The sequence below is a fragment of the Agromyces mediolanus genome, from assembly GCF_044917495.1.
In the GTDB taxonomy this organism is placed as follows: domain Bacteria; phylum Actinomycetota; class Actinomycetes; order Actinomycetales; family Microbacteriaceae; genus Agromyces; species Agromyces mediolanus_B.
In genome coordinates, this window is record NZ_JAVSSI010000023.1 from 1 (window position 1) to 21,409 (window position 21,409).

Below are 21,409 nucleotides of genomic sequence, written 5' to 3' on the forward strand. Positions count from 1 at the left end.
AAATAAGATGAAATATTTTATATTTTATTTTTTTTTTTTTTATTAGTTTTGTTATTCACATAACGGAGCCCCCCACCCGGTCGCGCGGGGGGTTGTGCCGCCCGGGTTAGGCGAGCTGGTACCCCCCCCCCCGGTGCAGCACCCCCGGGGCGGCGGGGCGGGGCGGCCGGCGGGCGGGGCGGCCCCCCCCCCCCGCCCCAGGACCCAGACCGAGCTCGTCGAGCGCCGGGAGCACGACGTCCGCCGTCTCGACCGGCGCGAGGCGCACCGCGAGCGCACCGGCCTGCACCCGGCTCACGTCCAGCAGGTTCGTCACGAGCTCGGCGAGCGAGTCGAGGCTCTCCGCGGCGGTGTCGAGCAGCTCCGCCCGCTCGCCCGCCGGGAGCCGCAGCTCGGGGGAGCGGAGCGCGCTGATCGCCGCCGAGGCCGAGGTGAGCGGGCGGCGCAGATCGTGCCCGACCGCGGCGAGCAACGCCGAGCGCACCTTGTCGGTCTCCGCGAGCTCGGACGCCTCCTCCGCCGCGGAGGCGAGCGCGCCGTGCTCGATCGCGGCATCCAGCTGCGTCGCGATGACCTGCAGCAGGCGGCGCTCCGAGGCATCCAGGTCTGGGCCGTGCAGTTCCAGCGTGCCGCGCTCGCCGATGGGGACCAGCGCGACCCGGTCGTCGCGGGTCGGCTCGCCGTCGGCGACGCGGGGCTCGCCGTCGATCAGGAGCCGCACGCCGGAGAGGCCGAACGCCTCCCGCGTGCGCGTCACCATCGCCTGGAGCGCGTCCTCGCCGCGCAGCACGCTGCCGGCCATCGTCGCGAGCAGCTGCGACTCCGCCGCCGCCCGCTTCGCCTCCCGCGTGCGCCGCGCCGCCTGATCGACGACGTAGCTCACGAGCAGCGCGTTCGCGACGTAGAACACGAGCGCGAGGAACTGCCGCGGATCGGCGATCGTCAGCGTGTGCACCGGCGCGACGAAGAGGAAGTTCAGCGTGATCCCCGACAGCACCGCCGCGAACAGGCCCGGCCAGATGCCGCCGACGAGGGCGACGACGATGACGAGCAGCTGGTAGGCGAGCACATCGCTCGTGATCGAGGTCTCGGTGTGGAACTGCAGCAGCACCCAACTGAGCAGCGGGCCCGCGATCAGCGCGACCACGAAGCCGACGAGGAGGCGGGTGCGGCTGAGCGCGCCGCCGAGCCGGGGCAGCGACACCGCGGCGCCGGCCGCCGCGTGCGTCACGATGTGCACGTCGATGTCGCCGGACTCGCGGATGACGGTCGCCCCGATGCCGGGGCCCGAGAAGGCCGCGGCCAGCCGGGAGCGGCGGCTCACGCCGATGACGAGCTGGGTGGCGTCGGCTGAGCGGGCGAACTCGACGAGGGCGCGCGGCACGTCCTCGCCGACGACCTGGTGGAAGGTGCCGCCGAGCTGCTCGACGAGCGTGCGCTGGGCGTCGAGGGCGCCCGGATGCCGCGCCCGCATGCCGTCGGGCTTCGTGACGTGCACCGCGATGAGCTCGCCGCCGGAGGAGCGCGAGGCGATCCGCGCCCCGCGGCGGAGCAGGGTCTCGCCCTCCGGGCCGCCCGTCAGCGCCACGACGACGCGTTCGCGGGCCTCCCACTTGTGGCTGATGCCGTGCTCGGCCCGGTACGCCTTCAACGCCGAGTCGACCTCATCGGCGAGCCAGAGCAGCGCGAGCTCGCGGAGCGCCGTGAGGTTGCCGAGCCGGAAGTAGTTCGACAGCGCCGCGTCGATCCGCTCGGCCGGGTAGACGAGCCCGCCGGAGAGCCGGTCGCGGAGCGCCTGCGGCGCCAGGTCGACGACCTCGATCTGATCGGCCGCGCGCAGCACGCGGTCGGGGATGGTCTCCCGCTGCGGCACCCCGGTGATCTGCAGCACGACGTCGCCGAGCGACTCGATGTGCTGCGTGTTCACCGTCGAGATGACGTCGATGCCGGCGTCGAGGAGCTCCTCGACGTCCTGCCAGCGCTTCTCGTGCCGGGAGCCGGGGGCGTTCGTGTGCGCGAGCTCGTCGACGAGCGCGACCTCGGGGCGGCGGGCGAGGAGCGCGTCGAGGTCGAGCTCCTCGAGCGGCATCCCGCGGTGCACGGCGACCCGGCGGGGGACGATCTCGAGCCCCGCCGTCATCGCCGCGGTCGCCCGCCGGCCGTGCGTCTCGACGAAGCCGACGACGACGTCGCGGCCCTCGCCGAGGAGACGCCGGCCCTCCTCGAGCATCGTGTACGTCTTGCCGACGCCGGGCGCGGCGCCGAGCAGCACCCGCAGCCGACCCCGTTTCATGTGGTCATCCTCCCACCCGAGCCGTTCAGAGCTCCGCCAGCGCGAGGTTCAGGCGCAGCACGTTCACGGTCGGCTCGCCGAGGTACCCGGCGTCGCGGCCCTGCACGAAGCGCTCGACGAGGGCGGCGACCTCCCGCTCCGGCAGTCCGCGCGCCTCCGCGACCCGGGCCACCTGCAGCCGGGCGTACGCGGGGCTGATGTGCGGGTCGAGGCCCGAGCCCGAGGCCGTCACCGCGTCGGCCGGGATCTCCTCCGGCGCGACGCCGTCGGCCCCGGCGATCGCCGCCCGCCGCTCGGTGATCGCCGCGACGAGGTCTGCGTTCTCGGGCCCGTAGTTGCTGCCGCTGGACGCGCCGCCGTCGTAGCCGTCGCCGGCCGCGGAGGGCCGCGGCTGGAACCACTCCGGCAGCGGCGCGCCCTCGGCATCCGTGAACGACTGCCCGATCAGGGCCGAGCCGACGACCGCGCCGTCGGCGTCGCGGACGAGCGAGCCGTTCGCCTGGGCGGGCAGCGCGAACTGGCCGACGCCGGTGACGACCGCCGTGTAGCCGACGCCGAGCACGAGGGTCAGCAGCAGCATGGCGCGGAGCGCGACCCAGTGGGTGCGGAGGGTCGAGCGGGTGGTGCTCATGGGAGGTCCTTTCGCTCCGGGTCCGGTCAGAACCCGGGGATGAGGCTGACGACGAGGTCGATCAGCTTGATGCCGATGAACGGTGCGACGATGCCGCCGAGGCCGTAGACGAGGAGGTTGCGGCTGAGCACGGCGCTCGCGCCGCCCGGCCGGTACTTCACCCCGCGGAGGGCGAGCGGGATGAGGAAGACGATCACGATCGCGTTGAAGATGATCGCCGAGAGCACGGCGGAGGCCGGGGAGTGCAGCTGCATCAGGTTCAGCGCTGCGAGCCCCGGGAACACCCCGGCGAACATCGCCGGGATGATCGCGAAGTACTTCGCCAGGTCGTTCGCGATCGAGAAGGTCGTGAGCGCGCCGCGGGTGACGAGCAGCTGCTTGCCGATCCGCACGATGTCGATGAGCTTCGTCGGGTCCGAGTCGAGGTCGACCATGTTGCCCGCCTCCTTCGCGGCGGAGGTGCCCGTGTTCATCGCCACGCCGACGTCGGCCTGCGCCAGGGCGGGCGCGTCGTTCGTGCCGTCGCCCGTCATCGCGACGAGGTTGCCGCCCTCCTGCTCGCGCCGGATGAGCGCGAGCTTGTCCTCCGGCGTCGCCTCCGCGAGGAAGTCGTCGACGCCGGCCTCCTTCGCGATGGCGGCCGCGGTGAGCGGGTTGTCGCCCGTGATCATCACGGTGCGGATGCCCATCGCGCGGAGCTCGGCGAAGCGCTCGACGAGCCCGGCCTTCACGACGTCCTTCAGGTGCACGACGCCGAGGACGCGGGTGGCGCCGTCGGTCGCGCGCTCCGCGACGACGAGCGGCGTGCCGCCCGAGCTCGAGATCGCCTCGACGCGCTCGTCCAGTTCCGCGAGCAAGGAGGAGGGCAGACGTCCGGATGCCTCGACCCAGGCGAGCACCGCCGAGCCCGCGCCCTTCCGCACGATGCGGCCGTCGGCGAGGTCGAGCCCCGACATCCTCGTCTGCGCGGTGAACGGCACGACCTCGCCGGCCGGCCGGCCCGCGCCCGAAGCGGGGAAGGCGACGCCGCGCGTCACGGCGAGCTCCACGATGGAGGCGCCCTCCGGGGTCGGATCGGCGAGCGAGGCGAGGGCCGCCGCGCGCACCAGTTCGGACTCCTCGACGCCGGGCAGCGGCACGAAGGCGGTCGCGCGACGGTTGCCGTAGGTGATGGTGCCGGTCTTGTCGAGCAGCAGCGTCGTGACGTCGCCGGCCGCTTCGACCGCGCGGCCCGACATGGCGAGCACGTTGCGCTGCACGAGCCGGTCCATGCCGGCGATGCCGATCGCCGAGAGCAGGGCGCCGATGGTCGTCGGGATGAGGCAGACGAGGAGTGCGACGAGCACGGGGATCGACGCCGGGGTCGCGGCGTACGAGGCGATCGGGTTCAGCGTCAGCACGACCACGACGAAGACGATCGACAGGCTCGCGAGCAGGATGTTCAGTGCGATCTCGTTCGGCGTCTTCTGCCGGGCGGCGCCCTCGACGAGCGCGATCATCCGGTCGACGAAGGTCTCGCCCGGCTTCGACGTGATGCGCACGACGATGCGGTCGGAGAGCACCCGCGTGCCGCCGGTGACCGCGCTGCGGTCGCCGCCGGACTCCCGCACGACGGGCGCCGACTCCCCGGTGATGGCGGACTCGTCGACCGAGGCGATGCCGTGCACGATGTCGCCGTCGCCCGGGATGAGCTCCCCGGCCGTGACGACGACGAGGTCGCCGAGCTGCAGCGCGGCCGAGGAGACCTCGACGAGCGCCGACCGTTCCGCGCCCGGATCGGCGACCGCGTCGTAGCGGGCCACGCGGTGCGCGACCGTGTCGCTGCGGGTGCGCCGGAGCGAGTCGGCCTGCGCCTTGCCCCGGCCCTCGGCGACGGACTCCGCGAGGTTCGCGAAGAGCACGGTCAGCCAGAGCCAGACGGCGATCGCCCAGGTGAACGACCACGGCACCTCGGTGCCGCCGGAGGCCTGCGGGCCGCCGAGGAACGGCTCGGCGATCGCGAGCGCGGTCGTGAGCATCGCGCCGACCTCGACGATGAGCATGACGGGGTTCCGCCACATCAGCCGCGGGTCGAGCTTGCGGAACGCGCCGGGCAGGGCCTGGGCGAGCTGGGCCGGGCCGAACGTGCTCGGCCTCCGCTTCCGGTCGCCGGTCGGGGTGGCCGGCCCGTCGGCAGGCGTGGTGCCGTCGCGCCCGTCGGGGCGTTCCGCGCCGCCCGCGCCGGCGGGGGATTCGGTGGTGAGCGACATGATCAGTTGAGCCCTTCTGCGAGGGGTCCGAGGGTGAGGACGGGGAAGTAGGTGAGCGCCGTGACGATCACGGTGACGCCGACGAGGAGCCCGACGAACTGCGGTCGGTGGGTCGGCAGGGTGCCGGCGGTGGCCGGCACCCTCCGCTGCGCCGCGAGCGAGCCGGCGAGCGCGAGCACGAGCACGATCGGCACGAAGCGGCCGAGCAGCATCGCCACGCCGAGCGCGATGTTGAACCAGGGCGTGTTCGCGGTGAGGCCCGCGAACGCCGAGCCGTTGTTGTTCGACGCGCTCGTGAAGGCGTAGAGCACCTCGCTCATGCCGTGGATGCCGGGGTTCCAGATCGAGGTCGACTCGACGTCCTCCCGGACGCCGGGGAGGGCGAAGCTGAGCGCCGTGCCCGCGAGGACGAGCGTCGGGGTGACGAGGATGTAGAGGCTCGCGAGCTTGATCTCCCGCGGCCCGATCTTCTTGCCGAGGTACTCGGGGGTGCGGCCCACGAGCAGCCCCGCGATGAACACCGCGATCACGGCGAGCACGAGCATGCCGTAGAGGCCCGAGCCGACGCCGCCGGGGGCGACCTCGCCGAGCATCATGTTCAGCATCGGCAGCATGCCGCCGAGCGCGGTGTAGGAGTCGTGCATCGAGTTGACGGCGCCGGTCGAGGTGAGCGTCGACGTCGTGCCGAACAGCGTCGAGCCGAAGATGCCGAACCGCGCCTCCTTGCCCTCCATCGCGCCGCCCGCGAGCTCCGGCGCGGTGCCGCGCCCGGCCGCCTCGAGGGAGCTGAGCGCCACGAGGGAGATCACGAAGAGCGTCGCCATCACGGCGAGGATCGCGTAGCCCTGCTTGTTCGAGCCGACCATGCGGCCGAAGGCGCGGGGGAGGGCGAAGGGGATGGCGAGCATGAGCACGTTCTCGAAGAGGTTCGTCCACGCGGTCGGGTTCTCGAAGGGATGCGCCGAGTTCGCGTTGAAGAATCCGCCGCCGTTCGTACCGAGGAGCTTGATGACCTCCTGGCTCGCGACCGGGCCGCCGGGCAGCTGCTGGCTGCCGCCGGACAGCGTCTGCACCTCGGTGAAGCCGGCGAAGTTCTGCACGACGCCGCCCGCGAGGAGCACGACGGCGCCGACGACGGCGAGCGGGAGCAGCACGCGCAGGCAGCCGCGCACCAGGTCGACCCAGAAGTTCCCGATCGTGGGGGAGCCGTGCCGGGCGAAGCCGCGCACGAGGGCGATCGCGACGGCGATGCCGACCGCCGCCGACACGAAGTTCTGCACCGCGAGGCCGGCGAGCTGGACGGTGTAGCCCATGGTCAGCTCGGGGGAGTACGACTGCCAGTTCGTGTTCGCGACGAAGGAGGCGGCGGTGTTGAACGCGAGCCCCTCGGGCACCGCGGGCAGCCCGAGGGAGTAGGGCAGCACCGCCTGCGCCCGCTGCAGGGCGTACACGAGCAGCAGGCCGACGAGCGAGAAGGCGAGCACGCCCCGGAGGTAGGCGGGCCAGGACTGCTCGGCGCGCGGGTCGACGCCGATGAGGCGGTAGAAGCCGCGCTCGACGCGCCAGTCGCGGTCGCTCGTGTAGGTGCGGGCCAGGTACTCGCCGAGGGGGCGGTAGAGGAGGGCGAGGACGAGGGCGAGGGTGGCCGCCTGCAGGACGGCGAAGAGCACCTCCATCAGAACCGCTCGGGTTTCACGAGAGCGATGACGAGGGTGATGATGGCGGCGATGCCCAGCGCGGCGGCGAGGAGCTCGAAGACGATCACAGCTTCTCGACCCCCTTGGCGATGAGGGCGACGACCGCGAACACGGCGAGGATGCCGAGGGTGGCGACGACGTCGAGCACGGATACTCCAGGGTCGGGCGCCGCCTGCCGCGGTCGCGGCGGGCGGGCAGCGGTTCGGCTGCACCTGCGATGCAACACCCGCCCGGGCCCCGCCGGGCCCGTCCTCACGGTTCCCTAACGCCCCGCCCGCGCCATCCCTACGCGCCCCTCACGTCCCGGCCCGCTGAGCTCGTCGAAGCGCCGCCCTTGGTTCGCTGAGCCCGTCGAAGCGCCGCCTTGGCCCGGCTCACCGCTCCTCGCCGTCGGTGACGATCTCTCCGTTCCGAAGGCGAAGCTTCGACGCCGGCGGAGGGCCGGAATCGATCTCCTCGATGAGGTGGATGGACAGCAGTCGGAACCCGACCAGCTCCGGCGGGGCATCCGGCCACAGGCCATTCGCCTGCAGTGCCCGCTCCGAGACCGCGCGTTCGAGCTCCGACGGATCGAGGTGAACGACCGCGTGCCGCTGATCCGCACCCCAGACGACGAATTCACCGGTGTCGAGGTCGCCCTGGTTGCGAGGATCCACCGCGCGGAGGTGGTCGAGGAAGCGCTCCAGCATGTCGGTCACCCTACGGGGTATGCGGTGACGATCCGATTGTTCTGCCCGCCGACTGGAACCACGATGGTGTAACTGCGAGTCGTCGCCGCTGAGTTGTATGACCGAATCTGGAGCACGGCGGTGTACCGGTAGGTATCGTTTCCAGAGTTGTACCGGGCGCTGAGCGGCTGTGCCAGCGTCCCGCTCATCGCCCACTTGGCGAACTTGTCCCAGGTCCCTCCAAGCTTGTACTTCGTGACGATCGTCTGCCAGTCCCCTCCGTGGCGCGCGGAGATGTGCCGCCATCCGAATCCTGAGTTGCCGCACAGCAGAACTCCGACGCCATTGGGGCGTCGCCGCTGGTAGCTCACGACGTGTTTGGTCTCCGAATCGGACTTTGCGCAACCGGTCGGGGCGAGAAAGGGGGTTGCGGCGTCCGACGAGTACCGCTTCCCGTTGAGCAACACTTCGTATTGCGCTTGCTGAGGGGGTGGAGTGCTCGTGGCCGCGGCTGCTGGCGCCGGCAGCATCAACTGGGAAGCCGCGAGCAGCGCGGCTACGAAGAGTTTCGTTCGTGATGTGACCCTCATCCCCGCAAGCTAGCTTGGGGATACCATTTCTGCTCGAATCTCTCCACAAGCGCGGCTCTCGGAAGTGGCGGCTACTCCCCGCGGCGGAGCGCTTCGCGCTCGGCCTCCCACTCGTCGAGGAGCCGAGGCATCCGCGCCGCCATGAAGCGGAAGAAGCCGGCCATGTCGCGCCCGCGCGCGGCCGCGTCCTCGTCGTGCGCGGCGTCGGCGATCTCGTCGATGAGCTCCGCGAGCCGCGAGTAGATCGGCAGCCCGCTCGTGAGCACGGCATGCCAGGTGTCGTCGAGGAGCCGGTAGCGGTCGCGCCGGCTCGACGGGCTCGAGATCCGCTGCGCCATCCGCGTCGTCTGCAGGTACCGCACCGCCCCCGACACCGCCGCAGCGCTCACGCCGAGCCGCTCGGCGAGCTCGGCCGCGGTGGAGCCCTCCGCGGGGGAGGCGACGAGCGCCATGAGCACGCGCGACGGCATCCGCGGCATCCCGGCGGCCGTCAGCATCGCCGCGCCCTCCTCGGCCGCCGCGATCGCGCGGTGGCGGCTGCGATCCTCAGCTGCCGTCACTGGCCCTCCCTCATCCGCGTCCGCTCCCCGTCAATCGCCCGCCGCGAGCTCACGGCGGCGCATCAGCCCGAGCGCGAGCGCGCCGCCGGCGACGACGATCGCGAGGAGCCACCACAGTCCCTTCACGTCGACCCCGTCGGTGGTGGCGATCGGTGTGACCGCCACCGGCGAGAGGTTCGTCACCCAGTCGGGCAGCTGGAACAGCGGCCCGAACATGCCGAGCAGCAGCGCGACCAGCACGAGCACCCAGCCGAGGGCGATCGTGAGCCGCGGCGCGAGCACGAAGACGAGCGCGGTCAGCACCAGGAACACGGCCGCCGCGGCGAGCTGCCCCGTCCCGGCGACGAGCGCGTCCCAGGCGAGCGAGGCGTCCGCGCCCTTCGCCTGCGCGCCGAGCCACGCGCCGAGCACGGCCGCCGCGCACACCGCGACCGCGGCGACGAGCGCGATCGCGAGGAACGAGGCGAGCCAGCGCACCCGGTCCACCGGGGCGGCGAGCACCTGCTCGGCCGTGCCGTGGGTCTCCTCCTGCCGTGCGCGCGTCACCGTCTGCACGGCGGCGCAGGCGGCGAGCACCCCGACGATGGTGAAGAAGATGACGACCATGCCCTGTTCGAGGCTGCCGTTCTTCGAGAGTGCGGCGAACAGCTGCTCGACCGCGGGGATCTTCGTCCCGATCTGGTCGATGACCGATCCGAGGCTCGTCGCGAGCACGCCCGTGAGCAGGCCGCCGATCGCCCAGCCGACGACGGATCCCCGGGAGAGCCGCCAGACGAGCCCGATCGGCGAGCCGAGGGTCGCGGGGGCGTCCAGCCGTCCCGCGCGCTCCGCGATGAAGCTGCCGTCGAGGTCGCGGGCGCGCTGCAGCACGACGGCGAGGGCGGTGAGGGCGATCGCGACGACCGCGCAGAGCGCCAGCGGCCACCAGGCGTCGTCGGCGAACGGGCGCGAGTTCTCGGCCCAGCCGAACGGCGACAGCCAGGTCAGCCCCGAGCTCTCGATGCGCTGCAGGTCCGTCGACGGCGTGCCGAGCGCGTTGCCGAGCCCGCAGACGAGGAAGCTCACGAGCAGGACCCACACCCCGAGCGAGTTCGCGCCGCGCGAGGTGCGCATGAGCTGCGCCGCGACGAGCCCCACGCCGAGGAACACGAGTCCGACGCCCGCCGAGGCGAGCCCCGAGACGAGCGAGCCGAGCGGCGTGTACCCGGCGCCCGCGAAGGACGCGGTGACGAGGGCGGCGAGCACGACGTTCGCGAGGAGCCCGTGGAGCACCGTCGCCGCGAGGGGCGCCGCCCGCCCGGCGGGAGTGGCGGCGACGAGTTCGGCGCGGCCGAGCTCCTCGTCCATCCGGGTGTGCCGGACGGCCAGGAAGCTCGACATGAACGCCGCCATCATCGCGAGGAACGGCAGGATCAGGAACAGCGTGAACGCGTCGAGCTCCGCGCCGGACGGCAGGCCGCGGAACAGCATGATCACGGGGTTCGCCGCGACGGCGGCGAGCACCTCCTGCCGGTCGGCCTCGGTGCCGTAGGACTGCTGCACGCCGCCGATCGCCGCGACCGCGAGGAGCGCGGTACCGCCGACCCAGAGCACGAGCTGCCAGCGGTCGCGCCGCAGCCGCTGCCCGAGCAGCGCGCCGAGGGCGCTCATCGCCGCGCCCCCTCCCGGGCGGTGCGGCCGGATGCCTCGCCGGGCGCCTCGCCGCCGGATTCCGACCCCTCGCCGATCTCGTCCCCGTAGTGGCGGAGGAAGAGCTCCTCGAGCGAGGGCGGCTCGATCCGGAGTCCGGCGACGTTCCGGCTCGCGAGGGCGGGCAGGATGCCGGCGACGCGGTCGCTGTCGACGGTGAACCGGGCGCGACCGTCGGAGACGGCGGCGTCGTGGATGTCGGCGAGGCCCGCGAACGCGGTGCCCCCCGAGGCATCCGCTCCGGCCGGGGCCTCGAAGGAGACCTCGGTGCGCGTCAGATGGCGGAGCTCGGCGAGCGTCCCGCTCTCGACGACGCGGCCCGCGCGGATGATCGACACCCGGTCGCAGAGCTGCTCCACCTCGGAGAGGATGTGGCTCGACAGCAGCACCGTCGCGCCCGCGGCGCGCACCCGCGCGACCTCGCGGCGGAAGACGAGCTCCATCAGCGGGTCGAGCCCGCTCGTCGGCTCGTCGAGGATGTACAGCTCGGCGGGCACCGCGAAGGCGGCGATGAGCGCGACCTTCTGCCGGTTGCCCTTGGAGTAGGCACGGCCCTTCTTGCGCGGGTCGAACTGGAACGCCTCGACGAGGCGGGCCTTCTCCGCTCGGTAGCCGGCGTCCCGGTGGGAGGCGCCCCGGAGGCGTGCCAGGAAGTCGATCGCCTCGCCGCCCGAGAGGTTCGGCCAGAGGCTCACATCGCCCGGCACGTAGCCGATGCGGCGGTGCAGCGCGACGGCGTCGCGCCAGGGGTGGGCGTCGAAGACGCTCGCGACCCCGGAGCTCGCGCGGGCGAGGCCGAGCAGGATCCGGATCGTCGTGGACTTCCCCGCGCCGTTCGGGCCGAGGAATCCGTGCACCTGGCCGGCGTCGACCTCGAGGTCGAGCCCGTCGAGGGCGCGGGTGCGACCGTAGCGCTTCACGAGGTCGCTGGTGCGGATGACGGTGGTCATGCGCGCGACGCTACGCCGATTTCACGAATTCGTGAATCTTCCTAACGGAATCCTTACGGGCCGGGTGCGCAGGGCGATCCGTCGCCCGCCCGTCTACTCGAGCGCGGCGAACTTCTCGATGTCGCTCTCGGTGCCGGTCACGATGATCAGGTCGTGGTTCGACACGACGGTCTTCTCGGTCGCGTAGGTGAACGGCTTGCCCGGGCTCTTCACGCCGACCACCGTGACGTTGTGCTTCGTGCGCACGCCCGACTCGGTCAGGTTCTTGCCGCGGATCGGCTTCGGCGGGTACATCTTCACGAGTGCGAAGTCGTCGTCGAACTCGATGAAGTCGAGCATCCGGCCGCTCACGAGGTGCGCGGTGCGCTCGCCCGCCTCGCGCTCCGGGTAGATGACGTGGTTCGCGCCGATGCGCTGCAGGATCTTGCCGTGCGAGGCGGAGATCGCCTTCGCCCAGATCTGCGGGACGCCGAGGTCGACGAGGTTCGCCGTGATGAGCACGGATGCCTCGATCGAGGAGCCGACGGCGCACACCGCGGTCGAGAAGTCCTGCGCGCCGATCTGCTTCAGCGCGTCGATGTTCTTCGCGTCGGCGACGACGGCGTGGGTGACCCGCTCGGCCCACTTCTGCACGAGCGATTCGTCGGTGTCGACGGCGAGCACCTCGCGGCCGAGCCGGTCGAGCTGCCCCGCGGTCGCGGCGCCGAAGCGGCCGAGCCCGATCACGAGGACGGGGGCGTTGTGCTTGATGCGATCAACCAACGATGGGCCTCTCTTCCGGTCGTTTGAACAGCTGCCGGCGGGTGCTCGCCGCGAGCGCCGCGGCGAGGGTGACGGTGCCGACGCGTCCCATGAACATCGTGCCCGCCATGACGTAGACGCCCTCCGGCGGGAGGTCGGCGGTGAGCCCGGTGGACAGGCCGCAGGTGGCGAACGCGGAGATGACGTCGAAGAGCACGTTCTCGAACGGCGCCTTCGTGATCTGCAGGATCGCGATCGAGGCGCCGGCGACGATCGTCGCGCCCCAGAGCACGACCGAGACCGACAGCCGCAGCATGTCGCGCGGGATGCGCCGGCCGAACGCCTCCATCGAGGGCGCGCCGCGCGCCTCCGCGACGGCGGCGAGGAACAGCACGGCGAGCGTCGTCACCTTGATGCCGCCCGCGGTGGACGCGGAGCCGCCGCCGATGAACATGAGCATGCTGCTCACGAGCTGGCTCGAGCCGTACAGGTCGTGCATGTCGACCGTCGCGAAGCCGCCGGATCTCGTCATCGCCGACATGAAGAACGACTGGAAGATCGTCGGCCCGGCGTCGAGGTGGCCGTACGTCTTCGGGTTCGCGTGCTCGAGGAGGATGAACATCACGGCGCCCGCGATGAACAGGATGACGGTCGTGGTGAGCGTGAGCTTCACGTGCACGCTCCACTTGCGCGGGGTGCGCCACGACTTCGCGAGCGCGAAGATCACGGGGAAGCCGAGGCTGCCGAGGAACACGCCGCCCATCAGCAGCGACTGCATCCAGTAGTCGTGCTCGAACGGCGCGAGCCCGCCTGGGTTCGGCGAGAATCCGGTGTTCGTGAACGCCATCGCCGAGTAGTAGAGGCTGTACCAGATCGAGTGGCCGACGTCGTATCCCGCGGCGAGCATGCTCGGCATCAGGCCGATCGCGAGCGCCGCCTCGATGACGAGGGCGCTGACCGCGACGGTGAACAGCAGTCCGCCGACCTCGCCGAGCCGGATCGCCTGACGCTCGGCCACGGGGCCGACGTGCAGGCGCGAGGGGTTCGTGTCGCTCGCGGCCATGAGCTTCGCGCGGAGGCCCAGCCGGCGGGAGATCACGAAGCCGAGCGTCGTCGCGAGGGTCAGCACGCCGATGCCGCCGATGTTCACGCCGAGGTAGACGAGCCCGTGCCCGAACGGCGACCAGTACGTCGCCATGTCGACGGTCGACAGACCGGTGACGCAGATCACCGAGACCGCCGTGAACAGCGCGTCGTGGAGGGGCGCGGAGGATGCCTCGCCCGCGCGGGCGATCGGCAGCGAGAACAGCAGCGTGAACAGGAGGATCAGTGCGGCGAAGACGAGGATCGCGAATCGCGACGGCGAGTGCTTGACCAGGCCGTCGACGGCGTCGCGGACGACCCCGAGCCAGCTGCGGCTCCCGCGACCGGGGTTCCCGATCGTCGGCCGTGCGTGCATCGAGCCCCCTCCAGCCTTGCGTGACGCGTGTGTCATGGTACTCCCCGGCGCGAGTGGCTACCCTTGCAGCATGGCGGACATCTTCGACGTGGTGGCGGACTCGACCCGGCGAGACATCCTCGCCGTGCTCCTCGAGCGGGAGCAGAGCGAGCCGTCGTCGGGCGGGGAGATCAGCGTCTCCGAGATCGTCGCCGCCCTGGGCGTGAGCCAGCCCACCGTGTCGAAGCACCTCAAGGTGCTCCGCGAGGCCGGGCTCGTCGCCGTCCGCGAGGAGGGTCAGCACCGCTACTACCGGCTCGACCGGGAGCCGCTCGAGACCATCGAGGACTGGCTCATCCCGTTCACCGCGGGGGATGCCGCCGCCGACGCCGCGACCCTGGCGAGTGCCGCCATCTCGCTGAACGACGACCAGCGCGCCTTCGCCTCCCGGCTCGGCGCCGCCTTCGCGGAGACCGCCCAGCGCGTCACGCAGGCCGTCAAGCGCAAGTAGCCCCCGGTCAGCGGAGCGGCTTGATCATCTCCAGCTCGAGGCCGCCGGGGGCGAGCTCGTACTCGCGGCTGCGGCCGGTGAGGGTGAAGCCGAGCTTCTCGTAGAAGCGGCGGGCGCGCGCGTTCGTCTCGTGCACCTCGAGCCGCAGGGTGTCGCCGAAGCCGAGCGCCCACGTCTCGACCCCGTCGAGGAGGGCGCGGGCGACGCCGTGGGCCTCGCCCCGACGGTCGGGCGCGACGTAGACGCCGACGAGCATCGGGCCCGTCGCGGCATCCGGGACGTAGCCGCCCATCGTGCCGATCCAGCGCTCCCCCTCGATCGCGGCGAGGGCGGTCTGCCCGTCCGTCTCGCCGCGGCGGGCCCGCAGGCGCCAGCCCGCCTCCTCGACGTCGAGGGCGTGCGCGAGCGTCTCGCCGTACGCGATGGGCTCGTCGCGGAGCATCTCGAGACGGAGCGCGCGGACCTCGCGCCAGTCGTCCTCGCGGGTGGAACGGATGGTGAACGGCGCGCCTGGCATCCTCCGACGCTACCCGAGGCCCGCGGTCGGGGCGCGCGGATGAATCAGGTAGACTACCCCGAGGCTCTTTGGGCCCTCGGCTGCGGCACGCGCGGCCGACACGATCTTCAGTGAGGTTTCGATGGGTTCCGTCATCAAGAAGCGTCGCAAGCGCATGGCGAAGAAGAAGCACCGCAAGCTTCTTCGCAAGACGCGCCACCAGCGTCGCAACAAGAAGTAGTCGTTCCCGGCTACGGCTGAGCGTCAGGTCCTCGGGCCTGGCGCTTTTCGCTGTCCCCGGATGGTTCGCTGAGCCTGTCGAAGCGCCCCTCGACAAGCTCGGGGAACCAGGCGGCCCCTCGACGGGCTCGGGGAACCAGGCGGCCCCTCGACGGGCTCGGGGAACCAGGCGGCCCCTCGACAAGCTCGGGGCACCAAGCCGCCGCGTAGGCTGGGGGGATGGCCCGAGACGTCCGCCTCACCCTCGTCGGCAAGCCCGGCTGCCACCTCTGCGACGACGCCCGCGAGGTCGTGCAGGCGGTGCGCGAGGAGCTCGCCGCCCTGCCCGACGGCCCCGCGATCGCGTTCGACGAGCAGTCGATCCTCGACGACGAGGCGCTCGCGCAGCGCTTCGCCGAGGAGATCCCCGTCGTGCTCATCGACGGCGAGGTGCACACCTACTGGCGCGTCGACCCGGTGCGGCTGAAGGCGGCGCTGCTCGACTGACGGCGCGAACGCCCCTCTAGCCAAACGCCGGTCCGGCTGGCTAGGTTTGCCGCAGGAGGGGCGGCCGACTGCGTCCGCCCGTGGATGATCCGGGGGGACATCGTGGCGCGTGAATTCCAAGGGCACATCGAGCTCGACGTGCGGGACTCGCAGGCGGACTGGGAGGCCTTCCTGCCGGAGCCCGCGCCGGAAGGCGCACCGAATGTGCTCGTCGTGCTCTACGACGACACCGGCATGGCCGCCTGGTCGCCGTACGGCGGCCGCATCCAGATGCCGACGATGGACCGGCTCGCCGCGAACGGCCTGACGTATTCGCAGTGGCACACGACGGCCCTCTGCTCGCCGACGCGCTCGACGTTCCTCACGGGGCGCAACCACCACCTGAACGGCTTCGCGACGATCTCCGAGTCGTCGACCGGGTTCCCCGGCTACAATTCGCACATCCCGCCGTCGAACGTGACGATGGCGCACCTGCTGCGCGACGCCGGCTGGTCGACCTTCTGGGTCGGCAAGAACCACAACGTGCCGATCGACGAATGGACCGCGGGCGGCTCGAAGAAGAACTGGCCGCTCGCCCAGGGCTACGACCGCTTCTACGGCTTCATCGGCGGCGAGACCAACAACTGGTACCCCTCCCTCGCCGAGGACAACCGCTACATCGACCAGCCCTACCTGCCCGAGGACGGGTACCACCTGTCGAAGGACCTCGCCGACCAGGCGCTGAAGATGATCCGGGACGTCAAGCAGACCGAGCCCGGCCGCCCCTGGTACCTCTGGTTCTGCCCCGGCGCGAACCACGCCCCGCACCACGCGCCCGAGGAGTACATCGCCAAGTACCGGGGCAAGTTCGACGACGGCTACGAGGCCTACCGCGAGTGGGTGCTGCCGCGGATGATCGAGCGCGGCATCCTTCCCGAGGGCACCGCCCTCACCGAGCTGAACCCCATGCCCGACGGCACCTTCTCGCAGACCGACGAGGTGCGCCCGTGGGCGACGCTGAACGACGAGGAGAAGGCCATGGTCTCGCGCATGGCCGAGGTCTACGCCGGCTTCAGCGAGTACACCGACGCCCAGGTCGGCCGCATCATCGATTACCTGGAGGAGTCGGGGCAGCTCGACAACACCATCGTCATCTACTGCGCCGACAACGGCGCCTCCGGCGAGGGCAGCCCGAACGGCTCCGTCAACGAGGGCAAGATCTTCGGCGGCTACCCCGACGACGAGGCCGAGAACCTCCGCATGGTCGACAAGCTCGGCTCGCCCGAGACGTACAACCACTACCCGACCGGGTGGGCGGTGGCCTTCTCCACCCCGTACAAGATGTTCAAGCGGTACACGTACCAGGGCGGCGTCGCCGACCCGCTCGTGATCTCCTGGCCGAAGGGGATCGCCGCCCGCGGCGAGGTGCGGCACCAGTACCACCACTCGACCGACATCGTGCCGACCATCCTCGAGGCCTGCGGCGTCGCCTTCCCGGACACGTACAACGGCGTCGAGCAGACCCCGCTGTCCGGGGTCTCGATGGTGCCCTCCTTCGAGGCGGCGCCCGACGCCCCCTCGAACAAGCAGACGCAGTACTACGAGATGTTCGGCCAGCGCGGCATCTGGCACGAGGGCTGGAAGGCCGTCACCGTGCACGGGCCGGTGAGCGGCAAGGGCAACTTCGACGACGACGTATGGGAGCTCTACCACACCGAGGTCGACCGCTCCGAGTCGCACGACCTCGCCGCCGAGCACCCCGAGAAGCTCGAGGAGCTGAAGGCGCTCTGGCTCGAGGAGGCGAAGGCGAACCTCGTGCTGCCGCTGAACGACCTGCAGATCATCGGCAACCCGAAGGACTTCGAGACCTTCATCCACATGGAGTACCACCAGCCCGCCCCGCCGTCGGGGCGCTACGTGTACTACCCGGGCACGAGCGAGGTGCCCGAGCGGAGCGCGGCCAACACGCACGGCGTCTCCTTCAAGATCGCCGCGGAGGTCGAGTTCACGCCCGACACCGAGGGCGTGATCTTCGCGCACGGCTCCCGCTTCGGCGGGCACGCGCTCGTCGTGAAGGACGGGCAGGTGCACTACGTCTACAACTTCCTCGGCATCCCGCCCGAGGACCGCGTCTCCGCGCCCGCGCCCACCTCGGGGAAGCACATCATCGGCGTCGAGTTCGTGAAGGAGGGCATGGGCGAGCACCGCGAGGGCGTCGGCCCGGTGAAGCTCTACGTCGACGACCAGCAGGTGGGCGAGCAGCGGATCCGCACGGTGCTCGGGCACTTCTCCCTCTGCGGCGAGGGCCTCACGATCGGCCGCGACAGCGCCGACCCGGTGTCGTCGCTGTACGGCTACGGCTTCGACTTCACGGGCGGCGAGATCGCGCAAGTGGTCTTCGACATCGCGGACGACGCGTACCTCGACCTCGAGGCGCATCTCGCGGCCGCCTACGCGCGGGACTGAGCGGATGCCGGAGCGCCTGCCCTCCTGGGCCGACACCCCGACCCGCGACGCCATCCTCGCGTTCATCGACCGCGTCTCGAGCGGTCCGGATCAGGTCCCCGAGGCGGAGCGCGTCGCCGTGTTCGACAACGACGGCACGCTCTGGACCGAGAAGCCGATGCCGACGCAGCTGCACTACATCGTCGAGCAGTGGAAGCGGCAGGCCGAGGCCGACCCGTCGCTCGCCGAGCGGCAGCCGTACCGGGCCGCCGTGACTGGGGACTACGGCTGGCTCGGCGGCGCCGTCGAACGGCACTACCAGGGCGACGACTCGCAGCTGAAGATCCTGATCGGCGCGCTCGTCGGCGTCACCGCGGGGATGAGCGTCGAGGACTACGCCGCCTCGGTGGCTCGCTTCTACGAGGAGGCGAAGCACCTCACCCTCGGCACCCCGTACGCCGACGCCGTCTACGCCCCGATGATCGAGCTGCTCCGCGAGCTCGAGGCGAACGGCTTCACCGTGTACCTGGTGTCGGGCGGGGAGCGCGACTTCATGCGCCCGATGACCGAGCAGTACTACGGCATCCCGCCGGAGCACGTGGTCGGCTCTGCGCTCGGGCTCAGCTTCGACGCCGAGACCGGCGACGTCCGGTACACGGCCGGTCTCGACTTCTTCGACGACGGCCCCGAGAAGCCGGTGCGGATCTGGAGCCGGATCGGCCGGCGCCCGCTCTTCGCGGGCGGCAACTCGAACGGCGACCTCCCGATGCTCGCGTACGCGCGGGCGGGCGGCGGGTTCGCGATCCTCGTGCACCACGACGACGACGCCGGCCGCGGCGACCAGCCGTACGACACGGGCGCCGAGCAGGCGCTCGCCGAGGCATCCGATCGGGGCATCACGGTCGTGAGCGTGAAGCGCGACTGGTCCCGCGTCTTCCCGGAGGGCTGAGCGGATGACCCGAGCCGCCGTCGCCCGTCGCGGGCGCGTCATCCTGCCGACGCTGGCCGGGTACCGGCCCGCGCTGATCCCGCGCGACCTCCTCGCCGGGCTCACCGCCGGCGCCGTGGTCGTGCCGCAGGCGATGGCCTACGCGACGATCGCGAACCTCCCGGTGCAGCTCGGCCTCTACACCTGCATGGTGCCGATGTTCGTCTACGCGATGCTCGGCGGCTCGCGGGCGATGAGCGTGTCGACGACGTCGACCATCGCGACCCTCACGGCGACGACCCTCGTGAGCGCCGGCGTCGCCGCGGGCTCCGACGATCCGGTGCCCGACCTCATGGCGCTCACCCTGCTCGTCGGGCTCATCCTGCTGCTCGCCCGGCTGCTGAAGGCCGGCTCGGCCGTCGAGTACATCTCGAAGCCGACCATCATCGGCGTGCAGGTCGGCGTCGGGGCGACCGTCGCCGTCGGCCAGCTGCCGAAGCTGCTCGGCGAGGACGCGGAGTTCTCCGGGCACGGCTTCATCCGCTCGATCGTCGCGGCCGTCGAGGCGCTGCCCGGTGCGAACCTGCCGACCGTGCTGCTGTCCGTCGGCTCGATCGCGACGCTGTTCCTGCTGAAGCGCTTCGCGAAGCGCGTGCCCGGACCGCTCGTGGTCGTCGCGGCGGGGATCCTCCTCGTCTGGCTCGCGGGCATCGACCGTTTCGGGGTCGAGCTCATCGCGGCGGTGCCGCAGGGGTTCCCGCCGTTCGAGCTGCCCTCCTTCGCGCACTTCGGCGGCATGCTGCCCGGGGCGCTCGCGATCGCGGTGATGGCGTTCCTCGAGTCCGCGGCGGTGGCCCGGGGCATCCGGAAGCCCGGCGAGCCGCAGATCGACAGCAACCGGGAGCTGTTCGCGACCGGTGCGGCGAACACGATCGGCGCCTTCTTCCAGACCCTGCCCGCCGCCGGCGGCTTCTCGCAGAGCGCCGTCAACCAGGGCGCGGGCGCCCGCTCCCAGCTCGCCTCCCTCACGACCGTCGTGCTCGCGGTGCTCGTGGCGCTGTTCCTCGGCCCGGTGCTGAGCCTCCTCCCGCAGGCGACGCTCGCCTCGCTCGTGTTCGTGGCGGTCATCGGTCTCGTCGAGGTGGGCGCGATCGTCGAGCTCTGGCGCACGAGCCGGAACGACTTCTGGATCGCGGCGCTCACCGCCGCCGTCGGCCTGAGCGCGGGTCTGCTCTACGCGGTGCTCGTCGGGCTCGTCGCGACCTTCGTCGTGATCTTCCGCGAGCTCGGCCGGGTGCGGATCGACGCGGGCGAGCCGAGCGGGGGCGTGCTGCCGGTGCGGCTCCTCGGGCCGCTGTTCACCGCGAACGCGCTCGCCTACCAGCAGGCGGTGCTGGAGCGCGCGGGCGGGGCCGTCGCGGACGAACCGCCGCTCACCGCCGTCGCGCTCGAGCTGACCCGCCTCCAGACGACCTCGGTCACGGTGCTCGACATGCTCGCCGACCTCGATCGGGAGCTCGGCGGCATGGGCGTCGAGCTGCGGCTCGCCGCGGTGCCCGAGTCGGGGGCGGAGATGGCGCGGCGCGGGGTATGGTTCGCCGGGCTCGAGCGTGCGGGGCGGGTCTATCCGACGCTCGACGACGCGGTGGCGGGGCCGGTCGGAGCCGCGGGGGCTGGCCCCGGCGAGACGGCCTAGAGCTCAGCGGGGAGGCTCAGCGGCCTAGCTCATCGAGCGCAGCGGAAGCCGATGTGCGTCGTCGCAGAGTCGTCGGCCTGCGGGGAGCGGGCCGACGGCCGGTAGCGCAGGCAGTAGTCGGGCGAGCAGAGGTGCGAGCCGCCCTTCAACACCCGGCGCGGGATGCGCGAGCCCGGTTCCGCCGAGGCCGCCGCGAGCAGGTTCGGGCGGGCGCCGGCGTCGACCGCGGCATCCGCCGCGCCGGGCACGACGTGACGCTCGGTGTAGTAGTCGCTCGTCCACTCCCAGACGTTGCCGGTGACGTCGAAGAGGCCGTACCCGTTCGCCGGGAACGTCATGACCGGGCTCGTGCCCACCCAGCCCTCGGCACCCGTGTTGCGGTAGGGGAAGGAGCCCTGCCAGCGGTTCACCATCAGCCGGCCGTCGGGGTGCTCGGCGTCGCGCGGGAACTCCTCGTCGCCCCAGGCGAAGCGGGCGCCGTCGAGGCCGCCGCGGGCCGCGAACTCGAACTCGGCCTCCGTCGGGAGGCGCTTGCCGGCCCAGGCGGCGTAGGCCGAGGCGTCCTCGAAGGAGACCTGCACGACCGGATGCGTCGGCCGCTCGGCGAGGGCGTCGAAGACGGGCTCGCCCTCCGGGGCCGCCCCGAAGGGATGCCGCCAGCTCGCGCCGGGGCCCCAGCGCCACCACTGCCGCCAGTCGCGGAGATCGACGGGCCCGGGCGTGGGCGTGAAGACGAGGCCCCCGGGCACGAGCTCGGCCGGGTCGGCGCCCGGGAAGTCGGCGGGGTCGAGCGGGCGCTCGGCGACGGTCACGTAGCCCGTGTCGGCGACGAAGGCCGCGAACTGCTCGGTGGTGACCGGGTGCAGGTCGAGCTCGAAGCCGTCGACGGTGCGCTCGTGCACGGGCGACTCGTCGGCGTAGAACTCGTTCGAGCCCATGCGGAACGTGCCGCCCTCGATGCGGAGCATTGGTGTCGTGGCGACCGTCATGCTCCGAGCCTACGGCCGGTGCGGGCCATGCGCCCCCCCCCCGCCCGGCTGCCCACCCCCCCCCCCCCCCGCCCCCGCCCCCCCCCGGCCCCTCCCCCCGCCCCCGACCCTCCGAAGTCGCGCAAACCCTCCT

Annotated in this window: 21 protein-coding genes; 6 read left to right on the plus strand and 15 right to left on the minus strand. The window is 71.9% G+C overall.

All coding sequences use genetic code 11. From position 1 onward, the window contains the following. Nucleotides 1-106: 106 nt before the first annotated feature. The 13 genes from ROT00_RS18180 to ROT00_RS18240 all read right to left on the minus strand — a co-directional run bounded on the left by ROT00_RS18180 (nucleotide 107) and on the right by ROT00_RS18240 (nucleotide 13,527). Nucleotides 107-2,293, minus strand: a complete 2,187-nt coding sequence (locus tag ROT00_RS18180) for a sensor histidine kinase (protein ID WP_404776447.1) — start codon at nucleotides 2,291-2,293, stop codon at nucleotides 107-109. 25 nt (nucleotides 2,294-2,318) lie between these two features. Continuing rightward, nucleotides 2,319-2,924 (minus strand): potassium-transporting ATPase subunit KdpC, encoded by a 606-nt coding sequence (gene kdpC, locus ROT00_RS18185; RefSeq protein WP_404776448.1) that lies wholly within the window; start codon nucleotides 2,922-2,924, stop codon nucleotides 2,319-2,321. A 26-nt stretch (nucleotides 2,925-2,950) separates the two neighbouring features. Next, nucleotides 2,951-5,173: a potassium-transporting ATPase subunit KdpB gene (gene kdpB / locus ROT00_RS18190; RefSeq protein WP_404776449.1), complete on the minus strand. Its 2,223-nt coding sequence runs from the start codon at nucleotides 5,171-5,173 to the stop codon at nucleotides 2,951-2,953. 2 nt (nucleotides 5,174-5,175) lie between these two features. Further along, nucleotides 5,176-6,849: a potassium-transporting ATPase subunit KdpA gene (gene kdpA, locus ROT00_RS18195; protein WP_404776451.1), complete on the minus strand. Its 1,674-nt coding sequence runs from the start codon at nucleotides 6,847-6,849 to the stop codon at nucleotides 5,176-5,178. Then, nucleotides 6,849-6,938: a potassium-transporting ATPase subunit F gene (locus tag ROT00_RS18200; RefSeq protein ID WP_243569466.1), complete on the minus strand. Its 90-nt coding sequence runs from the start codon at nucleotides 6,936-6,938 to the stop codon at nucleotides 6,849-6,851. Before ROT00_RS18200 ends, kdpA begins: the two co-directional genes overlap by 1 nt. After that, nucleotides 6,935-7,096 carry a hypothetical protein gene (locus ROT00_RS18205; protein ID WP_404776452.1) on the minus strand — a complete coding sequence of 54 codons (162 nt, stop codon included), beginning with the start codon at nucleotides 7,094-7,096 and terminating at the stop codon, nucleotides 6,935-6,937. Before ROT00_RS18205 ends, ROT00_RS18200 begins: the two co-directional genes overlap by 4 nt. Before the next feature lie 148 nt (nucleotides 7,097-7,244). Then, on the minus strand, nucleotides 7,245-7,559 hold the full coding sequence (locus tag ROT00_RS18210; RefSeq protein WP_404776453.1) for a hypothetical protein: 315 nt from the start codon (nucleotides 7,557-7,559) through the stop codon (nucleotides 7,245-7,247). Between the two features lie 5 nt (nucleotides 7,560-7,564). Beyond that, nucleotides 7,565-8,128 (minus strand): hypothetical protein, encoded by a 564-nt coding sequence (locus ROT00_RS18215; protein ID WP_404776454.1) that lies wholly within the window; start codon nucleotides 8,126-8,128, stop codon nucleotides 7,565-7,567. Nucleotides 8,129-8,199: 71 nt separating this feature from the next. After that, nucleotides 8,200-8,688: a GbsR/MarR family transcriptional regulator gene (locus ROT00_RS18220; RefSeq protein WP_404776455.1), complete on the minus strand. Its 489-nt coding sequence runs from the start codon at nucleotides 8,686-8,688 to the stop codon at nucleotides 8,200-8,202. A gap of 30 nt (nucleotides 8,689-8,718) precedes the next feature. Next, nucleotides 8,719-10,338: an ABC transporter permease gene (locus ROT00_RS18225; RefSeq protein WP_404776456.1), complete on the minus strand. Its 1,620-nt coding sequence runs from the start codon at nucleotides 10,336-10,338 to the stop codon at nucleotides 8,719-8,721. Further along, the gene (locus ROT00_RS18230) at nucleotides 10,335-11,327 is read right to left on the minus strand and encodes an ABC transporter ATP-binding protein (RefSeq protein ID WP_404776457.1); all 993 of its coding nucleotides are present in this window, start codon (nucleotides 11,325-11,327) and stop codon (nucleotides 10,335-10,337) included. Before ROT00_RS18230 ends, ROT00_RS18225 begins: the two co-directional genes overlap by 4 nt. Before the next feature lie 93 nt (nucleotides 11,328-11,420). After that, nucleotides 11,421-12,089: a potassium channel family protein gene (locus tag ROT00_RS18235; RefSeq protein WP_230767802.1), complete on the minus strand. Its 669-nt coding sequence runs from the start codon at nucleotides 12,087-12,089 to the stop codon at nucleotides 11,421-11,423. Next, a complete protein-coding gene (locus ROT00_RS18240; RefSeq protein ID WP_404776458.1) occupies nucleotides 12,082-13,527 on the minus strand; it encodes a TrkH family potassium uptake protein in 1,446 nt (481 codons plus the stop codon). Before ROT00_RS18240 ends, ROT00_RS18235 begins: the two co-directional genes overlap by 8 nt. A 70-nt stretch (nucleotides 13,528-13,597) precedes the next feature. Here ROT00_RS18240 and ROT00_RS18245 point away from each other — a divergent pair, with 70 nt between their 5' ends. Continuing rightward, on the plus strand, nucleotides 13,598-14,017 hold the full coding sequence (locus ROT00_RS18245) for an ArsR/SmtB family transcription factor (protein ID WP_404776459.1): 420 nt from the start codon (nucleotides 13,598-13,600) through the stop codon (nucleotides 14,015-14,017). A 7-nt stretch (nucleotides 14,018-14,024) separates the two neighbouring features. On the opposite strand, the gene ROT00_RS18250 is transcribed toward ROT00_RS18245, so the two are convergent. Then, nucleotides 14,025-14,534, minus strand: a complete 510-nt coding sequence (locus ROT00_RS18250; RefSeq protein ID WP_404776460.1) for a GNAT family N-acetyltransferase — start codon at nucleotides 14,532-14,534, stop codon at nucleotides 14,025-14,027. A 121-nt stretch (nucleotides 14,535-14,655) separates the two neighbouring features. On the opposite strand from ROT00_RS18250, the gene ROT00_RS18255 reads away from it, so the two are divergent. From ROT00_RS18255 to ROT00_RS18275, 5 genes are all read left to right on the plus strand, one after another. Further along, nucleotides 14,656-14,754: a 30S ribosomal protein bS22 gene (locus ROT00_RS18255; RefSeq protein WP_003792170.1), complete on the plus strand. Its 99-nt coding sequence runs from the start codon at nucleotides 14,656-14,658 to the stop codon at nucleotides 14,752-14,754. A 218-nt stretch (nucleotides 14,755-14,972) separates the two neighbouring features. Then, on the plus strand, nucleotides 14,973-15,239 hold the full coding sequence (locus tag ROT00_RS18260; protein ID WP_404776461.1) for a glutaredoxin family protein: 267 nt from the start codon (nucleotides 14,973-14,975) through the stop codon (nucleotides 15,237-15,239). Between the two features lie 102 nt (nucleotides 15,240-15,341). Continuing rightward, the gene (locus ROT00_RS18265) at nucleotides 15,342-17,684 is read left to right on the plus strand and encodes an arylsulfatase (protein ID WP_404776462.1); all 2,343 of its coding nucleotides are present in this window, start codon (nucleotides 15,342-15,344) and stop codon (nucleotides 17,682-17,684) included. Nucleotides 17,685-17,688: 4 nt separating this feature from the next. Beyond that, nucleotides 17,689-18,612, plus strand: a complete 924-nt coding sequence (locus ROT00_RS18270; protein WP_404776463.1) for an HAD family hydrolase — start codon at nucleotides 17,689-17,691, stop codon at nucleotides 18,610-18,612. A gap of 4 nt (nucleotides 18,613-18,616) precedes the next feature. Further along, complete coding sequence (locus ROT00_RS18275; RefSeq protein ID WP_404776464.1) at nucleotides 18,617-20,287, plus strand: SulP family inorganic anion transporter; 1,671 nt, start codon at nucleotides 18,617-18,619, stop codon at nucleotides 20,285-20,287. A gap of 29 nt (nucleotides 20,288-20,316) precedes the next feature. On the opposite strand, the gene ROT00_RS18280 is transcribed toward ROT00_RS18275, so the two are convergent. Continuing rightward, the gene (locus ROT00_RS18280) at nucleotides 20,317-21,276 is read right to left on the minus strand and encodes a formylglycine-generating enzyme family protein (RefSeq protein WP_404776465.1); all 960 of its coding nucleotides are present in this window, start codon (nucleotides 21,274-21,276) and stop codon (nucleotides 20,317-20,319) included. Between the last annotated feature and the right edge of the window lie 133 nt (nucleotides 21,277-21,409).

What these genes read in the sequence shown, in the direction of transcription:
- ROT00_RS18255 (WP_003792170.1), top strand. Translation starts at nt 14,656, where the DNA reads ATGGGTTCCGTCATCAAGAAGCGTCGCAAGCGCATGGCGAAGAAGAAG.
- ROT00_RS18270 (WP_404776463.1), top strand. Translation starts at nt 17,689, where the DNA reads ATGCCGGAGCGCCTGCCCTCCTGGGCCGACACCCCGACCCGCGACGCC.
- kdpB (WP_404776449.1), bottom strand. Translation starts at nt 5,173, where the DNA reads ATGTCGCTCACCACCGAATCCCCCGCCGGCGCGGGCGGCGCGGAACGC.
- ROT00_RS18215 (WP_404776454.1), bottom strand. Translation starts at nt 8,128, where the DNA reads ATGAGGGTCACATCACGAACGAAACTCTTCGTAGCCGCGCTGCTCGCG.
- kdpA (WP_404776451.1), bottom strand. Translation starts at nt 6,849, where the DNA reads ATGGAGGTGCTCTTCGCCGTCCTGCAGGCGGCCACCCTCGCCCTCGTC.
- ROT00_RS18180 (WP_404776447.1), bottom strand. Translation starts at nt 2,293, where the DNA reads ATGAAACGGGGTCGGCTGCGGGTGCTGCTCGGCGCCGCGCCCGGCGTC.
- kdpC (WP_404776448.1), bottom strand. Translation starts at nt 2,924, where the DNA reads ATGAGCACCACCCGCTCGACCCTCCGCACCCACTGGGTCGCGCTCCGC.
- ROT00_RS18210 (WP_404776453.1), bottom strand. Translation starts at nt 7,559, where the DNA reads ATGCTGGAGCGCTTCCTCGACCACCTCCGCGCGGTGGATCCTCGCAAC.
- ROT00_RS18250 (WP_404776460.1), bottom strand. Translation starts at nt 14,534, where the DNA reads ATGCCAGGCGCGCCGTTCACCATCCGTTCCACCCGCGAGGACGACTGG.
- ROT00_RS18245 (WP_404776459.1), top strand. Translation starts at nt 13,598, where the DNA reads ATGGCGGACATCTTCGACGTGGTGGCGGACTCGACCCGGCGAGACATC.
- ROT00_RS18280 (WP_404776465.1), bottom strand. Translation starts at nt 21,276, where the DNA reads ATGACGGTCGCCACGACACCAATGCTCCGCATCGAGGGCGGCACGTTC.
- ROT00_RS18230 (WP_404776457.1), bottom strand. Translation starts at nt 11,327, where the DNA reads ATGACCACCGTCATCCGCACCAGCGACCTCGTGAAGCGCTACGGTCGC.
- ROT00_RS18275 (WP_404776464.1), top strand. Translation starts at nt 18,617, where the DNA reads ATGACCCGAGCCGCCGTCGCCCGTCGCGGGCGCGTCATCCTGCCGACG.
- ROT00_RS18240 (WP_404776458.1), bottom strand. Translation starts at nt 13,527, where the DNA reads ATGCACGCACGGCCGACGATCGGGAACCCCGGTCGCGGGAGCCGCAGC.
- ROT00_RS18260 (WP_404776461.1), top strand. Translation starts at nt 14,973, where the DNA reads ATGGCCCGAGACGTCCGCCTCACCCTCGTCGGCAAGCCCGGCTGCCAC.
- ROT00_RS18225 (WP_404776456.1), bottom strand. Translation starts at nt 10,338, where the DNA reads ATGAGCGCCCTCGGCGCGCTGCTCGGGCAGCGGCTGCGGCGCGACCGC.